Below are 17,885 nucleotides of genomic sequence, written 5' to 3' on the forward strand. Positions count from 1 at the left end.
ATCGATCACCCTTCGCTGTGTCGCACTCCCCGGGCCCCTCCGGCTCCTCGGGCGCGGACGCCCTCCGCCCACCGCACCGCGGGCCCCATGGCCAGCGAGGCCGCCAGGAAGACCGCGCCGAGCAGCAGCCAGCCCGGTATGCCCCACACCACCAGGAGCCAGGTCAGGAGCAGCGGGCCGAGCGTGCGGGCGAGGGGCACGCCCGTGCCGAAGAAGCCCTGGTACTGGCCGACTTGATGGGTGGGGGCCAGCGCGAAGCCGATCTGCCACGAGCCCGCGGACTGCTGCATCTCGGCGACGGCCTGCAGCACCGCACCCGCGACCAGGACCGCCGCGGCCGCCCATGGCGAGAGCCCGGCCGCCGACAGCGCGAAGACAGCGCAGGAGGCGAACATGACGAGACCGGAGCGGCGCACGGCGCGGGTGGCCGTGCGCAGCCCGGTGACGCCGCGGGCCAGCCGGACCTGACAGGCCATCACGGCAAGGGTGTTGAGGACGAACAGCGCGGACACCAGCCAGCCCGGCGCCCCGGTGCGCTCCACGATCCACAGCGGAATCGCCAGGCTGAGCAGCGGCATGCGCAGCAGGAGCACCGCGTTGAGCAGAGTGATCACCGTGTACGGGCGGTCTCGGAGCACCGCGAGCCGGGGCTCGCCGCCGTCGCGCGCGGCCGGGACCTTCGCCACCGCGGGCAGCCGCAGCAGCGACGCGGCGCAGAGCAGGAAGCCCGCCGCGTCCAGCGCGAACACCGCGCGGTACGCCCCGGCGGTGTCGAAGCGCAGCGCCAGGCCGCCGAGGGCCGCGCCGACCGCGAGGCCCGCGTTGAGCGTCGACTGGAGGTGGGCGAGCACGCCCGTACGGTCCGCGGGGGCCACGAGCCCCGCGAGCAGGGCCTGGCGGGCCGCGGCGAGACCGCACTGGGCCACGGCGTATCCGACCGCCGCGACGAGGAACAGCGGGAAGGTGCGGATGAAGAGGAACGAGGTGACCGCGAAGCCGGTGGCCAGCGCGAGCAGCACGGAGGTGCCGCGCGGCCCGTGCCGGTCCGCGAGCGCGCCGAGCGGCACCCCCGCCACCGAGCCGACCGCCCAGGCCACGGTGAGGCCGAGGCCGATCTGGGTGGGCGAGAGGCCGACGACGCGGGTGAAGTACAGCGCCGACGCCACGTAGTACGCGCCGTCGCCGACGGAGTTGCTCAGCTGCGCGGCGGCGAGCACGCGCGGTGCCCCGCGCGGCAGAAGGATACGAATCGACACGACGCTCCCCGGTGTCGGCGGCCACGCGGCCGCCCCTGGTCCGACGCGTCGACGGTAGGCAGGCGGTACCGGCCGTGGCTGGGCCAATCACCAGCCGCGGCCGTGTGCCAATTCGGCCCCCCTGTTGCTGCGGGCAGGTGCCTGGCTACGCCGTGCCGTCGGCGGCGGCCCTGAGCGCGGCCACGTCGAGCTTCTTCATGCCGAACATCGCCTGCATGGCGCGCTGCGCACGCCCCGGGTCCGGGTCCGCGAGGAGCTCGACCAGCGCCGTGGGCACGACCTGCCAGGACAGCCCGAACTTGTCCTTGAGCCACCCGCAGGGGCCCTCCTCGCCGTCTTCGGAGAGCTTGTCCCAGTAGTAGTCGACCTCGTCCTGGTCGGCGCAGGAGATCGAGAAGGAGACGGCCTCGTCGAAGGTGAACTCGGGGCCGCCGTTGAGCGCCAGGTACGGGTTGCCGTCGAGCTCGTACTCCACCGTGAGGACGGAGCCCGCCGGGCGCGGACTGCCCTCTCCGTAGTACGACGTGTTCTTGATCTCCGAGTTCGGGAAGACCGAGACGTAGAACTTGGCGGCGTCCTCCGCCTGCGTGTCGAACCAGAGGTTGGGCGTGATCCGGGGCATGACTGACTCCTGTCGTCGGTGCGGCGGTCCTGTCCGCTCTTCAGTAGGACCGTCGCACCGCCCGGAACTCATCGCCACATCTCATCCGGTCCCGCCGACGGTCGGCTCGCGGTCGAGCCGGATGCCGAAGTGCCGGTCGTAGGCCGCGAGCACCTCCGCCGCCGAGACCAGCTCGGTGACCTGCCGCTCGCCGTCCGCGGTGGTGGTGAGCGTGCGCCCGCTGAGGGTGACGCGGCCGTTCCCGGTGAGCAGCGAGCAGACCAGGGACCGGGTGAAGTGGGAGGCGGGCGAGGTGCGGTGGTACCAGGCGCCGACCCGGAAGTCGGCCAGCTCGCGCGGGCGGGTCTCCAGGAGGTACTGCGGTTTGTTGTCCTTGACGACCCGCAGATCGCCCTCCGGGGTGTCGTGGAGCCGGAAGACGCCGCCGGGGTCGCTCTGCTCGCCCCGGTCGCCGAAGGCGAGCGGCAGCTGGCTGTGCGTCCCGAAGCCGACGTCCGCCAGCCAGTCGCCGCCGTCATCGGTGCGCACGCGCAGCGCCATGTGGTCGTAGGGGATGCCGGGCTGTCCCGTGTCGCCGTACACCCGGGCCTGGACGAGCGCGACGTCGAAGCCCAGCGCGCCGAGCAGGGCGCCGAAGGCGCCGTTGAGCTCGTAGCAGAAGCCGCCCCTGCGGGCGTCGACGACCTTCGTCACCAGGGCCTTCTCGGTGAGTTCGATCTCCTCGCCGAGGTGGATGGAGAGGTTCTCGAAGGGGACGGCGCGCAGATGCGCTAGGTGCAGGTCGCGCAGGGCCCCCGCGGTGGGTGCGGCGGGGCGGTCGGCCTCGATGCGCCGCAGATAGGCGTCGAGCTGTTCGGAGTGCATGCGACCAGTCTGGTGGGGCGGTGGGGCCACGGCGACGGGGCCGCCCACTCCCGCGCTCACCCGCCGGAGTCGACATCACGGGTGACACCCGGATGCCCGCGTGGATATAGTCGCCGACGACGCGCCGCACGGCCCGTCGTGCGGCCAATGTCGCACGGTACGAGGGATTTTCGAGGAGGTGAGCCCGATGCGTGAGCAGTACCCCTTCCGGGCCCTCCTGACCGCGGCCCACGGCTGAATCGACGCCGCCGCCGCTCAGGAGTGCCCGACCAGCAGAGCCGAGCACTCCTGAACAGAGGATCCGAACCACCCGTGAACACCACACCCTTCAAGGTCTCCGTCTCCGACGACGTCCTGGACGACCTGCGCGCGCGGCTCCGGCGCACCCTCTTCACCTCCGCTTCCGACCCGACGTACTGGGCCGCGGGCACCGACCCCGACCACCTGCGCGACCTCGTCTCCTACTGGGCGGACGGCTTCGACTGGCGCGCCGCCGAGGACATGCTCAACGGCTTCGAGCACCACATCGCCGACGTCGCGGGCACGCGCGTGCACTTCGTCCAGGTGCGGGGCGTACGTCCCGAGGGGGCGCCCGCGCCGCTGCCGCTGGTCCTGAGCCACGGCTGGCCCAGCAGCTACGTCGAGATGCTGCCCGTCGCCCGGCTGCTGGCCGACCCGGGGAGCCACGGCGGCGACCCCGCCGACGCCTTCGACGTGGTCGTCCCCTCGCTGCCCGGATTCCTCCACTCCGGGCTGCCCGACGGGCCGTTCACCCGCGAGCGCGTCGCCGGGATCTGGCACGAGCTGATGACGGGGAACCTCGGCCACCGGCGTTTCGGCGCCTTCGGCGGGGACATCGGGGGAGGCGTGACGCAGTGGCTCGGTGCGCTGTACCCCGGTCAGGTCGCCGGTGTGCACCTCACGTCCGCGGTGGTCTCCGCCGACTTCGAGGCCGCGCCGCCGACCGCCGAGGAGCAGGCCTACCTCGACCACCTCGCCGCGTACGACGCCGATGACCAGGGCTACAGCGAGATCATGTGCACCCGGCCCGACACGATCGCCGCGGCGCTGCGGGACTCCCCGGCGGGCCTGCTCGCCTGGATCAGCGACAAGTACCGCGACTGGAGCGACTGCGGCGGCGACCTGGAGGCGCGCTGGGACCGGGACACCCTGCTGACCGTCGCCACGCTCTACTGGGCCACCGGCAGCATCGGCTCGTCCTTCCGGCAGTACTACGACTACGTACGGCACAACCGGAGGGTGCCGCCCGTGACCGTGCCCGGCGCCGTCACCCTCAGCCATGAACCGGCCTTCGCGCACTACCCCAAGAGCCTGGCCGAGCGGGTCCTGACCGACCTGCGGCACTGGAGCACGCCGCGCAACGGCGGTCACTTCATGGCGCACGAGGAGCCCGAGCAGGTCGCGCGCGAACTGCGCGCGTTCTTCCGCCCGTTGAGGTAGAAGCGCTGAGGCCCCGAGGCGCAGGGCCGATCCGCACACCAGACGCCCCCGCGGTCACCGACCGCGGGGGCGTCCGCGTCTCCGCGCAGTCTCCGCCGTCCCTCCGTACGGTCGGGAACCACACTGGGTACGGTGTACGCTTTTCCTTCGCCCCACCGACAAGGAGTGCTCAGTGACGGCCATCCCCGCCGACAGTCACCACGTCATCCAGGTGCGCGGAGCCCGCGAGAACAACCTCAGGGACGTCTCCGTCGACATCCCCAAGCGGCGGCTCACCGTCTTCACCGGAGTCTCGGGATCCGGTAAGTCCTCGCTCGTCTTCGGCACCATCGCCGCCGAGTCGCAGCGTCTGATCAACGAGACCTACACGGCGTTCATCCAGTCGTTCATGCCGAGCCTGGGCCGTCCCGACGTCGACGCGCTGCGCAATCTCAGCGCCGCGATCGTCGTCGACCAGGAGCGGATGGGCGCCAACTCGCGCTCCACGGTGGGCACCGCCACCGACGCGTACACCATGCTGCGGATCATCTTCAGCCGCCTCGGCGTCCCCCACATCGGTACGTCGGGGGCCTTCAGCTTCAACCTGCCCGACGGCATGTGCCCCGAGTGCGAGGGCACCGGCGAGGTCTCCACGGTCGACGCCGACCAGCTCGTGGACCGCGAACTCTCCCTGAACGAGGGCGCGATCACCGTGCCGTACTACGCGGTGGACTCCTGGAGCTGGCAGGTGATGGTCAACTCCGGCTTCTACGACCCCGACAAGAAGCTCAGGGACTTCACCGAGCAGGAGTGGGCCGACCTGCTCCACAAGGCCCCGGTCAAGGTGAAGGTGGGGTCCAACGGCTTCACGTACGAAGGCCTCGTCGCCAAGATGCAGCGGACCTGGCTCGCCAAGGACCGCGCGTCGCTCCAGCCGCACATCAAGACCTTCGTGGACCGGGCCGTGGTCTTCGCGCGATGCGCCGTCTGCGAAGGCACCCGGCTCACCCGGGCCGCGCTCTCCTCCAGGATCGACGGGCGCAACATCGCCGAGTGCTCGGCGATGGAGATCAGGGACCTGGCCGCGTTCGTCAGGGGCCTCGAAGACCCGGCCGTCGCCCCGCTGATAGCGAGCCTGCGCGAGCTCCTGGAATCCCTCGTCGAGATCGGCCTCGGCTATCTCAGTTTGGACCGCACATCGGGCTCGCTCTCCGGCGGCGAGGCGCAGCGCGTCAAGATGGTCCGCCACCTCGGCTCCAGCATCACCGACGTGACGTACGTCTTCGACGAGCCGACGATCGGGCTGCACCCGCACGACATCCGCCGCATGAACGACCTGCTGCTCCGGCTGCGCGACAAGGGCAACACGGTCCTGGTGGTCGAGCACAAGCCCGAGGTCATCGAGCGGGCCGACCACGTCGTCGACATCGGCCCCGGCGCGGGCGAGGCGGGCGGGCGGATCTGCTTCAGCGGCGATGTGCCGGGCCTGCGCGCGTCCGGCACGCTGACCGGGCGCCACCTGGGACACCGCGCCCGGCTCCGCGAGACCGTGCGTACGCCCAAGGGGCAGCTGTCCATCAAGGGCGCGGACCTGCACAACCTCAAGGACGTCGCGGTCGACGTGCCGCTCGGCGTGCTCACCGTGGTGACCGGCGTCGCGGGCTCGGGCAAGAGCTCGCTGATCCACGGCTATCTCTCCGGCAGGGACGGCGTGGTGGTCGCCGACCAGTCGCCGATCCGTGGCTCGCGGCGCTCCAATCCGGCCACGTACACCGGGCTCCTCGGCCCGATCCGGACCGCCTTCGCCAAGGCCAACGGCGTCAAGGCGGCCCTGTTCAGCGCCAACTCGGAGGGCGCCTGCCCGGCCTGCAACGGGCTCGGGCTCATCTACACCGACCTGGCGATGATGGCCGGGGTGGCGTCCGTGTGCGAGAAGTGCGACGGCGAGCGGTTCACCGCCGAGGTGCTCACCTACCGCCTTCGCGGCAAGAACATCAGCGAGGTCCTCGGGATGTCGGTCGCCGAGGCGCACGACTTCTTCCCCACCGGGCAGGCGCGCACGATCCTCGGCCGCCTCGCCGACGTCGGCCTCGGCTATCTGCGCCTCGGCCAGCCGCTCAACACCCTCTCGGGCGGCGAGCGCCAGCGACTGAAGCTGGCCATCCACATGGCGGAGAAGTCCTCGACGTACGTCCTGGACGAACCGACCACCGGACTGCACCTGGCCGACGTCGACAAGCTCCTCGCCCTGCTCGACCGGCTCGTCGACGACGGCAACTCGGTGGTCGTCATCGAGCACCACCAGGCCGTCATGGCACACGCGGACTGGCTGATCGACCTCGGGCCCGGCGGCGGCCACGACGGCGGACGCGTGGTGTTCACCGGGACGCCCGCCGAGCTCGTCACGGGCGGTGAGACCGTCACGGCCCAGCACCTGCGCGAGTACGTGGCGGGCTGACGCGTCCCCTCCCGCGGCCCCCGACCGGGTCGCGGGAGGGCGGGCGGTGAAAGGGATCGAAAGGTTCCGCGCTAATGACGACGCAACTGTTGACACGTGCCTGCACCTTGTGAACTAGACAGGGCGATTCGCTCTCCTCCCGGAGGATGACACCCCGCGCGGCGCAGTACACCGGCCGTGGGCCAAGACTCCGGCTCGCAGGCTGACTTCCCGACCCACATCGGCAGTGACTATTGAGGGGAATCCTGCTGGACCTCCTGACGTGCACGTTCGCACAGCCGGGAGGTCGCCCCTGCCTGCTCAACCCGACGGGAGTCCCTTTCGCCGTGGCTACGTTCCTGTACAAACTAGGCCGCCTCGCCTTCCGGCGACGCCGCTATGTGGCGCTGCTCTGGATAGCGCTGCTCGTCGGTGCGGGTGTCGCCGCCTCGGCCGCTCCCGCACCGCCCGCCGACACCTTCTCGATGCCGGGAACGGAGTCCCAGAAGGCCTTCGACGTCCTGGAGAAGCGTTTCCCCGCCGCCAGCGCCGAAGGCGCGAGCGCCCGCGTGGTCATCCGGGCCCCCGAGGGCGAGAAGATCACCTCGGCCAAGTCCAAGTCCGAGGTCGAGAAGATGATCTCGACCATCGGCAAGGGGTCGCAGGTCGCGGGGGTCGACGACCCGTACAAGGCGAAGACCGTCAGCAAGGACGGCACCACCGCCTACGCCTCGGTCACCTACAAGGTGCCCTCCACCGAGCTGACCGACAAGTCGCACGACGCGCTGACCAAGGCCACCGACACGACCCGTGACGCGGGCCTGACCGTCGAGACCGGCGGCGACGCGGTGATGGCCGAGCAGGAGATGGGCGGCAGCGCCGAACTCATCGGCATCGCCATCTCCGCGGTCGTCCTGATCGTGACCTTCGGCTCGCTGGTCGCCGCGGGCATGCCGCTGCTCACCGCCATCATCGGCGTCGGCATCGGCATCTCCGCCATCGGTGCCCTCGGCAGCGTCCTGAACCTCTCCAGCACGACGTCGACCCTCGCGATGATGATCGGCCTCGCCGTCGGCATCGACTACGCCCTCTTCATCGTCTCCCGCTACCGGGCGGAGATCGCCGAGGGACGCGAACCGGAGGAAGCGGCGGGCCGGGCCACCGGAACCGCAGGCTCCGCCGTGGTGTTCGCCGGTCTCACCGTCGTCGTCGCGCTCTCCGGCCTCGCGGTCGTCAACATCCCGATCCTCACGAAGATGGGCCTCGCCGCGGCGGGCACCGTCGTGATCGCCGTCCTCATCGCGCTCACCATGATCCCCGCGCTGCTCGGCTTCGCGGGCCGCAAGGTGCTGCGCCGCAAGGACCGCAAGAAGCCCGCGGGCGCGCTCAACGACCCGAACGCCAAGCCCAAGCTCGGCACCCGCTGGTCCCGCTACGTGCTGCGCCACCCGCTGGCCGTCCTGCTCGTCGCCGTCGTCGGCCTCGGCGCCGTGGCGGTCCCCGCCGCCAGCCTGGAGCTCGGCCTGCCCGACGAGGGCACCTCCGCGCCGGACACCACCCAGCGCAAGGCGTACGACATGCTGTCCGAGTCCTTCGGAGCGGGCTTCAACGGCCCCCTGATGGTCACGGTCAGCACGGACTCCAACGTGGCCGCTGCCGCCAAGACCGTCGGCGCCGAGCTCGCCAAGGTCGACGGCGTCGCCGCCGTGACGCCCGCCCAGCCCAACAAGGCGGGCGACACCGCGATCATGAACGTTGTCCCGAAGACCGGGCCGAGCGACCACAAGACCGAAGAAGTGGTCAAGTCGCTCCGCTCGACCGCCGACGGCGTCGGCGCCGAGACGAACTCCGAGGTCCTGGTCACCGGCCAGACCGCGATGACCATCGACTTCTCGCAGACCCTGAACGACGCGCTCCTGCCCTACCTCGGCCTGGTCGTCGGCCTGGCGTTCCTGCTCCTGATGCTGGTCTTCCGCTCGATCCTCGTGCCGCTCAAGGCCGCGCTCGGCTTCCTGCTCTCGGTGGCCGCCGCGCTCGGCGCCGTCGTCGCGGTCTTCCAGTGGGGCTGGCTCGCGGACATCGTGGGCGTCGACCAGCCAGGACCGATCATGAGCATGATGCCGATCTTCATGATCGGCGTGGTGTTCGGTCTCGCGATGGACTACGAGGTCTTCCTCGTCACGCGGATGCGTGAGGCGTACGTCCACGGGGCGAGCCCCGACGAGGCGGTCGTCACCGGCTTCACGCACGGCGGCCGGGTCGTGGCCGCTGCCGCGATCATCATGATGAGCGTCTTCTCCGGCTTCATCATGGAGAACGACGACATGATCAAGATGATGGGCTTCGGTCTCGCCATCGCCGTCCTCTTCGACGCCTTCGTGGTCCGCATGGCGATCGTGCCCGCGGTGCTCGCACTGCTCGGCCAGTCCGCCTGGTGGCTGCCGCGCTGGCTGAACAAGATCCTGCCGAACGTCGACGTGGAGGGCGAGAAGCTCCACAAGGACCTCGGCGACGACATGACGCCGGGTGTCAAGGAGGAGCGGGAGCTGGAGGGCGTGCGCTGACGCGCCTGCGGCCCCCGAGCGTCGAGCGGGCCGGGCGGGACACCCTTCGGGGCGGTCCTGCCCGGCCCGCTCGGCCGTTTCCGGGCCTGCGGGCGGTTATGCGTCCTGGGTCTCGTCGTAGGAGGCGCGGGCGGCCGTGATGGCGGGCCGGTGCGCGATCGACCAGTCGGCCAGCGCCTTCACCAGATGCGTGAGGCTGTGCCCCATCTCGGTGAGCTCGTACTCGACCTGCGGCGGAACGGTCGGGTACACCGTGCGCTTCACCAGGCCGTCCCGCTCCAGGCGGCGCACGGTGAGGGTGAGCATCCGCTGCGATATCCCGCCGTGGATCCTGCGCTGCAACTCCTTGAACCGCAGGACGCCCGAGGCGAGTTCGACCACCACGTACACCGACCACTTGTCGCCGAGCCGGTCCAGGACGTCCCTGACCCCGCACTCGTCCTGCGGCGTCTCGCAGCTGATCACCGGCTCGTCGGCCGCCGCGCCGACGGTGGTTACCGCGGTGTGCCCTGCTGACATGAAAGTGCCTCCTTATGCGGCCGGGCGCCGCCGATCATGATGGTTCCGAGGCCGCCGCCCGATCCGCGGGGCCGCCACAGCGCAACCATCCACCACGGGGGAACCTTCCCATGCTCATGATCACCGGTGCCACGGGCGCCCTCGGCACGCTCGTCACCGCCCGCGTCGCCGACCGCGACGACGTCGTCCTCGCCACCCGCCACCCGGCGCCCGGCGAGCGCCGCGTCGACTTCGACGACCCGGCGTCCCTGGACTTCACCGGCGTCGACACGCTCCTGATGATCTCCGCGGGGGCCGCCGAGGACGACACCGTCATCGCCCGCCACGAGGCCGCGATATCCGCCGCGGAGAAGGCGGGGGTGCGCCACCTCGTCTACACCAGCCTCAGCGGTGACGGCGACCACCTGACGTACGCCCTGGCGCACCGCTGGACCGAGCGCAGGCTGCGCGCCTCCGCGCTGCGCTGGACCGTGCTGCGCAACGGCCTGTACGCCGAGTTCCTGGCCGCGATCGCCGCGCCGGGCCCCGACGGGACGATCGCGGCGCCGCTTGGCAGGGGCCGCCTCGCCGCGGTGGCCCGCGAGGACCTCGCCGAGGTCGCGGTGCGCGTGGCGACGGCGCCGGACGCGCACGCGGGCCGCACCTACGAGCTCGTCGGCGAAGATGGCCTTGGCGGCGCCGACCTTGCGGCCGCGACCGGCGGCTCGTACGAACCGGGCACCTTCGAAGAGACCCGCGCCGCGATCGCCGGGGCGGGCCAGGCGCTGCCCTTCCAGGTCCCGATGCTGCTGAGCACGTACTCGGCGATCGCCGGGGGGTTCCTGGACGGCACGTCCGTCGGGGACAACGCCCTGCGGGCGCTGCTCGGGCGGGCGCCGCGGTCCGCGGTGGAGGCGTACGCGCGGGCGCTCAGCGGTCGTCGGTGAGGCGCTCGTACAGGTCGGGAGAGTGGGACTCGACGCGCTGGAGCATCCGTTCCCCGAACTCGGCACCCGCCTCGTAGGACAACGAGGCAATGACGTTGACGGCTTCCTCCAGGCTGAAGCGGGGCAGGTCGCGGTCGAGCAGGTCGAGCAACAGGGAACCGAGGCGCTGAGCGATCGGGTCATTCCGTTCGAGGACGTTGAAGGCCATGCCGACCCGGCGGTACAGCTCCGCGAGGTCCTCCGCGGACGTCCCCTCACCTTCGTCCAGCCACAGCCGCAGCAGATCGTGTGCGGCGGACGTGGCCTTGCGGCTTCCGCCGCCGTTGAACAGGGTGACCAGCGGCCCCAGGTGCTCGAAGAGCGGACGCAACGCCTGGAGCGCCGACCCGTCGTTCGTCCCGGACGAGATATCCATCTTGTGCCATATCTCCTCCCAGTAGGGGCGGTACCAGAAGACCTCCCGCTCCTCCCGCGGGATGCGGTAGAGCCAGTGGCCGTCCACCAGCTCGGGAGCGGTCCGCTCACCGTCCCTGAGCGCGATTTCTACGTCGCGTTGCCGACTGTCCCTCGTGTGCCGCACCGTCAGCGACAGTGCGAAGTCCGTCCACTGCGACTCCTCGAACGAGGACCGCCACAGCAGCGCGTGCCGGTGCCAGGCGCTGCCCGGATCACTCGCGGAGGGGAAGAGCGCACCGGCCGTCGTACCGCCGGTGAGCAGCAGGGCGAGGACGACCAGGTTCGCGCTGTAGATCCCGTGCCGGGAAGCGGTGCGGATCCGCCGGGGAAGGTACGCCGAGTGCGGCTGCTCGGCGCGGAGTTCCCGCTCCCCGAGTACCCGGATGACGAGCTCGGCCAGGCGCTCCCGCTCGTCGTCGGCGATCTGCCCGACGCGGGCCCGTGCGAAGCGCAGCAACTGCCGGGAGGAGAGCGGCGCGAAGGACAACAGGGCGAACAGCAGATCGTCGTTGACCGGTTCGCGGCCCAGGGAAAGCACCGGCCGGTGGCCGAGGAGCTGGTTCACGAGCTGCACGGTCAGCCGGACCGTCAGGTACTCACCGAACGTGGCGTGCAGGAACTCATAGGTGGACAGCCGCTGCCCGTCCCGGATCGACTGCGCGCGCTGGACGAAGAAGAAGCGCCCCAGGGCGACTTCGGCCTGCCCCAGCGGGGCGCGGAATCCGGAATGCCGTGTCGGGGTCCGGCCGAAGAGCGCCGCCAGATCGTCGTCGAGTTCGGCGGTCGAGACCCACTGGCGCCGCCGGTTGTGCATCGCGAAGGCGACCAACGAGAGCCGCTCCAGCTCGTGTTCGACGCGCTCGTCCAGCTGGGCGGCCGAGGCCGTGTCCCTGGCGTCCTTGCCCACCTCGCGGCGGGCGAACGAGCTGAGGAGCGCCTCGTAGATGTCGGCCTCGTCCAGCGGGCGTTCGTCGGCGCCGCGCAGGTCGTTCCCCGCCGCGTGGTACAGCGCGAGCATCGTGAGGAGGAGGGGCTGCTCGGCCAGGTACCGGTGCGGCCCGATCGCGTCCCAGGTGAGCGATGACAGGCCCACCGCGGCGAAGTGCAGGGCGTTGGCCAGGTTCCAGTAGCGCAGCCACGCCTGGATCTGCGCCGGCCGGAAGGGTTCGAGGCGCAGCGCCACCGTGCCCTCCGGGTAGCGGGCCCGGTCGGCGACCGCGGTGCGGCTCGTGACGACCGCGAGGACCGGACGTCCCTGTTCCCGCTCCCGTTCCTGGAACCGGGCCACCCGGACCAGGAAGTCGTTCTGGTGCACCCCCGTGGTCTGCAGCAGTTCGTCGAAGCCGTCGAGCAGGACGACCGGCATGGCCGTGCCCGCGGACCGCACCACCTCCGGCCACGTGGTCTGCTCCCCGGTGGTGTCACGGATGGCCTGTTCGATCTGGTCCTGGATCTCGTCGTCCGCGCGTACGTCGCGCAGCGCGACCCGCACCGGCAGGAATCCGGCGGCCGGCAGACGCGCCGCGAGAATGCGGATGAGCACCGACTTGCCCGCTCCCGGCTGCCCGAGCACCAGCAGCGGGGCCGACGTGAATCCCTCCGAGGTCAGCGCCCCGGCCAGATAGTCCGTGAGGTCCTGGCGCACCGGAGCCCCCGCCCACCACTCCTCGTTCGCCGGGCCGCCCTGCCCGTCCACGGGGCGCACGCGGAAGTCCGGGTCCAGATACACCTCGGCCAGCGTGGGGACGCGTATCCCCTCAGGGGTCGATTCGGCGTCCAGGACGCGACGGGTCAGCGCCGAACGGTGGGCCCGTGACAGGGCGTCGGCGATGCTCACCGGCTGGCGGCGCAGCGCGGCGGACGCGGCGAGGTGCGCCTCGAGCCCGGCGAGGGCGCGGCGCATCTCGCCGCGGGTGGCCTGGTGCTCCGTCTGCTCGGACCAGAAGCGGAATTCGGGTGCTTCGGTGGCGAGCCGCGCGTACAGGGCTTCGTACTGCTCGACGGCGTGCCGGGGGACCGCCTCGCGCACGGTGTCCGCCGCAGCCGTGCGAGCGGCGTCGTCCAACTGGTCCCACACGGCGAGGCCTTGCAGGAAGTCGTGCGTGCGGGACGCCAGGTGCCGGTACCAGTCGCGGAGTTCGGCGATGTGGAGTTCGTAGGGGAGGTGGGGCGCCGGACGCGGCGCGTCCACCTGGATCATGGCGGGCACGAACCCCTCGTCGGCGGGGAGCCGACCGCCTGCCAGGGTGATCTGCTCCCGGCGGGTCAGCTCCAAGTCGTCCAGGGATACGGGGAGTTCCGCCTGCTCCAGGGCCTCGAAGAAGGCGAGCACGACGATGACGGTGTGCGCCGCCTCCAGGACGTGGGCCCGGTCGGCCCGGCCCTCGGCGCGACCCAGACGTTCGCCGAGGCCACGGGCGGCCGTGCGGCCCAGGCCGAGGATCCGCCCGCGTTCGCCGAGCATGGTGAGCAACTCGCCGCTCAGGCCGCCGGTCGCCAGGTTGAGCGCTCCGCTGAGCACCCGGTCCAGCGCCGCCATGGCGGGCGGATCCCCGCCGAGCAGCACCAACGCGTCTCCGAACGACAGCAGTCTGCGCGGTCCCACAGCAGCCCCCCATGGCCGTCACTCTGCGGCTGAGCACTCTCCAGCAGGTGTCAGCGTGCCACGAGGAGGGCGCCTGAGTCAGCGCCGGTCCGCGTACACCATCCAGACCTGCCCGGGCGCGAACGGCATCGGGCGGCCGTTGGCGAGGGTGAAGGACGTGCCTCCGGTGGCCGCCGACCGCTTCCAGTGCGTGGCGTACCTCTTGCCGTCGCGCAGCACCAGCGCCTTGCCGCTGCCGACCGTCTCGATGTACGGCGTCACCGCGCCGTTGACGTCCTTGTAGCGCGAGGGACGCATGGTGACGTACTGGATCACGATGGTTCTCGCCCCGAGCCTGGACCCGGACGTGCTGCGGGCCGGGGCGCCGTCGAAGGACGCGAGCCAGCGGCCCTGCCGGGGCGACCAGCGGAAGGTGTGGCTGGCCGAGGCGTATCTGACGGTGCGCCGCTCGGTGGGGGTGCCGCCCTTGGGGGCGGGGCCGAAGCGGAAGCCGATGTCGGTGGGGCGGGAGGCCCTGGGCGCGGTGCGCAGCAGTGCGGCGGGTCGTAGGAAGAGGTTGTGCGGGGCGGTCCGGTAGCCGTTGCGGAAGTAGGCGCCGGGGGCGCGGCCGTGCGGGCGGGCGTAGAGCGGGGAGTCCCTGAGGACCTTCTGCAGCGAACTGCGCACCCCCGAGTAGGCGAGGGCGGGGTGGCCGAACTGCCGGAGCAGCTCGATGTCGGACTCGCGCGCGCTGCGCACGGGACCGACCGTCTTGGGCAGCTTGCTGGAGTACACGCCCATCAGACGGCTCATGCCGCCCTCGACCTTCTCCACATAGACGATGTCCGCCTTGTCGAGACCGGTGTGCGGGCGGGCCCCGCGCGCGTTGTCGAACTTCACCGCGAGGACCGGGCCCTGAGGTGCCGTCAGGCCGGTGAACGGGGAGGGGCCGCGGTGCGGCGCCGCGTCCCCTCGCGCGGGGGCGGTCGCGTGGGAAGGGGCACCCACGGCACCCACGGCGAGCGCGGCCGTCGCGGCGAGCGCGAGCGCCGTCGCGCGGAGCCGGGTGCTGCGGGCGGCCCGCTGTGTCGTTGCTGCCATCGCGGCGTCTCCATTCGTGTCCGTACGGGTCCCTGCGGGGAACCGGTCGTCGCCGCGGTGCGGCAGGCGCAGTACTACCTCGCGAAGACCCCCGGCCAATCACGGCTGGGGCCATCCAACCGGCGCGCGTCACTCTTTCCGGGGGCGAAGCGCGTGGCCCGACGCCCGAGCCCGGTACGTACGTCATCGACGCGAAGGCATCGGCGGTGCGCTTCCGCACCCGCTCGGTCTTCGGCCTCGTCCCGGTGCGCGGCACCTTCGCCGTCGCGCGGGGCGCCGTCACCGTCGCCGACGCGGTCGAGGAGTCGACCGTGGACGTCGCGATCCGCGCGGACAGCTTCGATTCGGGTCTCGCGCGGCGCGACGAGCACGTCAGGTCCGCCGACTACCTCGACGCGGCGGCGCACCCCGAGATCGTCTTTCGCGGCCACCGGATCCGGTTCACCGGTCCACTGGCCGTACTGGAGGGTGAGCTGACGGTCCGTGGCGTCAGCGGGCCCGTCGAGGTGAGCGTCGACGCGGTCACCGTCGACGAGCGACGCCTTGCCGTCCGGGGCACGGCGACCGTCGACCGGTACGCGCTCGGCGTCACCAAGGCCAACGGCATGACGGGCCGCCGTCTCCACGTCGATCTGGACGTCCACGCGGTCCGCTGACGGGCGCGCGGGCCCCCGAACGGCGCCCAGGACGTGCCGAGCGGCGCGCGTCCGCGAGAATCATGGTCATGGCAGCGCTGAGCGAACTCCTCCCCGTGGCGGCCGTGACCGTCGACGCCCCTGCGGCCGACTGGCGCGAGGCCGTCCGGCGCGCCGGTGACCTGATGGTCGCGACGGGCGCCGCCACGGACACGTACACCGCCGAGATGATCGAGAACGTCGAGCGGAACGGGCCCTACATCGTCATCGCGCCCGGACTCGCCTTCGCGCACGCCAGACCCTCACCGGCCGTACTGAAGACCGGCATGTCGTGGGTGCGGCTCGCCAGGCCCGTCGTGTTCGGGCACGAGAGCAACGACCCCGTCGAGCTGGTCGTCGGCCTCGCCGCCAAGGACGCCTCCGAACACACGGCGGCGATGGGCGCGCTCGCCAGGCTGCTCGCCGACCAGGACACGGCACGCGCGCTGCGCGAGGCGCCCACCGCGCAGGCGGTGCACGACATCCTGAGGGGCGGTCAGGAGGCCGGGGCCCCGCGGCAGGCCGCGGCACGCGGGGGCGGCGAGCTCCATAAGATCCTGACGGTGTGCGGCAACGGCGTCGGCACCAGCCTCTTCCTGAAGCAGACCGTCGAGGGCGTCCTGGATCGGTGGGGCTGGGGCAGATACGTCACCGTCGAGGCCACCGACACCATCTCCGCCAAGGGCAAGGCGAACGAGGCCGTGGCCATCCTCACCTCCCGGGAGATCGCGCGGACGCTCGGCGACGTCGGCGTCCCGGTGAAGGTCGTCGAGGACTTCACCAGCGCGGCGGAGGCCGACCGCGTGCTCAGAGACACCTACGACGTCTGACGGCGCGGGCAAGGAGAACACCACCATGGACTGGCTCGTGTCGATCGCCGAGTTTCTCGTCAACGAGATCCTCAGCCAACCCGCCTACCTCATCGGCCTCATCACCGCCGCGGGTCTCATCGCCCTGAAGAAGTCGGCGGGACAGGTCGTCGGCGGCGCCATCAAGGCGACGCTCGGCTTCCTCCTCATCGGGGCGGGCGCCACGCTCGTCGTCGGCGCCCTCGCCCCGCTCGGCGAGATGATCCAGGGCGCCACCGGGGCGCACGGCGTGATCCCCACCAACGAGGCCATCGTCGGCATCGCGCAGGAGCAGTACGGCGCCCGCGTCGCCTGGCTGATGATCCTCGGCTTCGCCATCAGCCTCCTCCTGGCCCGCTTCACACCGCTGCGCTACGTCTTCCTGACCGGCCACCACATGCTGTTCATGGCCACCCTGCTGACCATGGTGCTCGCCATCGCGGGCCAGCCCTCGTGGATCGTCGTGGTGGTCGGCGGCGTGCTGCTCGGCATCCTGCTGGTGGCCATGCCCGCCTTCGCGCACCCCTGGACCAAGCGCGTCACCGGCAACGACAGCGTGGCGATCGGCCACTTCGGCACGGCCGGATACATCGCGGCGGGCGCCACCGGGCAGCTGGTGGGCCGCCGCAGCCGCAGCACCGAGGAGATGAACCTGCCCGAAGGGCTGCGCTTCCTGCGCGATTCGATGGTCGCGACCGCCCTGTCCATGGTCCTCATCTACCTGATCATGTCGCTCGTCTTCCTCGCCAAGGTCGGCAAGGAAGCGGCGTTCAAGGCGTTCGGCGAGGACGGCGCCGCGGGCGCGAGCGGCGTCGGCGACTACGTCATGCAGTCCGTCATGCAGGGACTCCAGTTCGGCATCGCGGTCGCCGTGATCCTCTTCGGCGTCCGGACGATCCTCGGCGAGCTCGTGCCCGCCTTCCAGGGCATCGCGCGCAAGCTCGTGCCCGGCGCCGTCCCCTCCCTCGACGCCCCGATCGTCTTCCCGTACGCCCAGAACGCCGTCCTCATCGGCTTCATCTCCAGCTTCGTCGGCGGTCTGATCAGCCTCGGACTCCTCGCCTGGGTCTTCCACCCCGCCTTCGGGCTCGCGCTCGTCCTGCCGGGCCTGGTCCCGCACTTCTTCACCGGCGGCGCCGCGGGCGTCTACGGCAACGCGACCGGCGGCCGTCGCGGCGCGGCGCTCGGCGCGTTCGTCAACGGCGTCCTGATCACGTTCCTGCCCGCGCTGCTCCTCAAGGTCCTCGGCGCCTTCGGCGAGGAGAACACCACCTTCGGAGACGCCGACTTCGGCTGGTTCGGCACGCTCATCGGGTACTCCGCCAAGGCGGGCGACGCGATCGGCATCGTCTTGATGCTGCTGATCGGCGCGGTCATCCTGTTCGGCGCGATCGTCGTGCAGAAGCGGGTCGTGGAGACGGGCTGGGACCCCGGCGCCAGGCGCGACGCGCTGCTGCCGCCCGTCGAGACGCTCACCCCGGCCGCCACGGGCACCGGCGCCGAGGGCGCCCCGGTGACGTACGCGAAGATCGCGCCGCCGCGCGGGGCACCCACGCCGCCCCCGCCGCCGGACGGCGACAGGGGCTGAGCACGG

The 17,885-nt window shown here is 71.6% G+C and carries 13 protein-coding genes; 7 read left to right on the plus strand and 6 right to left on the minus strand.

The genetic code is table 11. The features are described 5' to 3' along the window. Nucleotides 1-5 precede the first annotated feature (5 nt). From CP970_RS41300 to CP970_RS41310, 3 genes are all read right to left on the minus strand, one after another. A complete protein-coding gene (locus CP970_RS41300) occupies nucleotides 6-1,256 on the minus strand; it encodes an MFS transporter (RefSeq protein WP_055547148.1) in 1,251 nt (416 codons plus the stop codon). 145 nt (nucleotides 1,257-1,401) lie between these two features. After that, on the minus strand, nucleotides 1,402-1,878 hold the full coding sequence (locus CP970_RS41305; protein ID WP_055547146.1) for a VOC family protein: 477 nt from the start codon (nucleotides 1,876-1,878) through the stop codon (nucleotides 1,402-1,404). Nucleotides 1,879-1,959: 81 nt separating this feature from the next. Next, nucleotides 1,960-2,742 carry an arylamine N-acetyltransferase family protein gene (locus tag CP970_RS41310; RefSeq protein WP_055547144.1) on the minus strand — a complete coding sequence of 261 codons (783 nt, stop codon included), beginning with the start codon at nucleotides 2,740-2,742 and terminating at the stop codon, nucleotides 1,960-1,962. A gap of 312 nt (nucleotides 2,743-3,054) precedes the next feature. Between CP970_RS41310 and CP970_RS41315 the strand changes: the two genes are divergently transcribed. The 3 genes from CP970_RS41315 to CP970_RS41325 all read left to right on the plus strand — a co-directional run bounded on the left by CP970_RS41315 (nucleotide 3,055) and on the right by CP970_RS41325 (nucleotide 9,183). Further along, the gene (locus CP970_RS41315; protein ID WP_055547142.1) at nucleotides 3,055-4,203 is read left to right on the plus strand and encodes an epoxide hydrolase family protein; all 1,149 of its coding nucleotides are present in this window, start codon (nucleotides 3,055-3,057) and stop codon (nucleotides 4,201-4,203) included. Nucleotides 4,204-4,375: 172 nt separating this feature from the next. Continuing rightward, nucleotides 4,376-6,640: an ATP-binding cassette domain-containing protein gene (locus CP970_RS41320; RefSeq protein WP_055547139.1), complete on the plus strand. Its 2,265-nt coding sequence runs from the start codon at nucleotides 4,376-4,378 to the stop codon at nucleotides 6,638-6,640. A gap of 326 nt (nucleotides 6,641-6,966) precedes the next feature. Next, a complete protein-coding gene (locus CP970_RS41325) occupies nucleotides 6,967-9,183 on the plus strand; it encodes an MMPL family transporter (protein WP_055547137.1) in 2,217 nt (738 codons plus the stop codon). Between the two features lie 96 nt (nucleotides 9,184-9,279). On the opposite strand, the gene CP970_RS41330 is transcribed toward CP970_RS41325, so the two are convergent. After that, the gene (locus CP970_RS41330; protein WP_055547135.1) at nucleotides 9,280-9,702 is read right to left on the minus strand and encodes a winged helix-turn-helix transcriptional regulator; all 423 of its coding nucleotides are present in this window, start codon (nucleotides 9,700-9,702) and stop codon (nucleotides 9,280-9,282) included. 110 nt (nucleotides 9,703-9,812) lie between these two features. On the opposite strand from CP970_RS41330, the gene CP970_RS41335 reads away from it, so the two are divergent. After that, nucleotides 9,813-10,628 (plus strand): NAD(P)H-binding protein, encoded by an 816-nt coding sequence (locus tag CP970_RS41335; protein ID WP_055547133.1) that lies wholly within the window; start codon nucleotides 9,813-9,815, stop codon nucleotides 10,626-10,628. Here CP970_RS41335 and CP970_RS41340 read toward each other — a convergent pair. Continuing rightward, entirely contained in the window at nucleotides 10,612-13,689 is a 3,078-nt protein-coding gene (locus CP970_RS41340) for an NACHT domain-containing protein (RefSeq protein WP_055547131.1), read from the minus strand. The two genes, CP970_RS41335 and CP970_RS41340, sit on opposite strands and share 17 nt — an antisense overlap. A gap of 78 nt (nucleotides 13,690-13,767) precedes the next feature. Next, nucleotides 13,768-14,769, minus strand: coding sequence for a DUF3048 domain-containing protein (locus CP970_RS41345; protein ID WP_055547129.1), 1,002 nt, complete (start codon nucleotides 14,767-14,769; stop codon nucleotides 13,768-13,770). On the opposite strand from CP970_RS41345, the gene CP970_RS41350 reads away from it, so the two are divergent. The 3 genes from CP970_RS41350 to CP970_RS41360 all read left to right on the plus strand — a co-directional run bounded on the left by CP970_RS41350 (nucleotide 14,754) and on the right by CP970_RS41360 (nucleotide 17,879). Then, nucleotides 14,754-15,425 carry a YceI family protein gene (locus CP970_RS41350; protein ID WP_398656711.1) on the plus strand — a complete coding sequence of 224 codons (672 nt, stop codon included), beginning with the start codon at nucleotides 14,754-14,756 and terminating at the stop codon, nucleotides 15,423-15,425. The genes CP970_RS41345 and CP970_RS41350 overlap by 16 nt on opposite strands. A 68-nt stretch (nucleotides 15,426-15,493) precedes the next feature. Continuing rightward, nucleotides 15,494-16,273, plus strand: a complete 780-nt coding sequence (locus tag CP970_RS41355) for a PTS sugar transporter subunit IIA (protein ID WP_055547185.1) — start codon at nucleotides 15,494-15,496, stop codon at nucleotides 16,271-16,273. A gap of 25 nt (nucleotides 16,274-16,298) precedes the next feature. Beyond that, nucleotides 16,299-17,879, plus strand: coding sequence for a PTS ascorbate transporter subunit IIC (locus tag CP970_RS41360; RefSeq protein ID WP_055547127.1), 1,581 nt, complete (start codon nucleotides 16,299-16,301; stop codon nucleotides 17,877-17,879). Nucleotides 17,880-17,885: the final 6 nt, after the last annotated feature.

Origin of the sequence: Streptomyces kanamyceticus (assembly GCF_008704495.1) — a bacterium.
In the GTDB taxonomy this organism is placed as follows: domain Bacteria; phylum Actinomycetota; class Actinomycetes; order Streptomycetales; family Streptomycetaceae; genus Streptomyces; species Streptomyces kanamyceticus.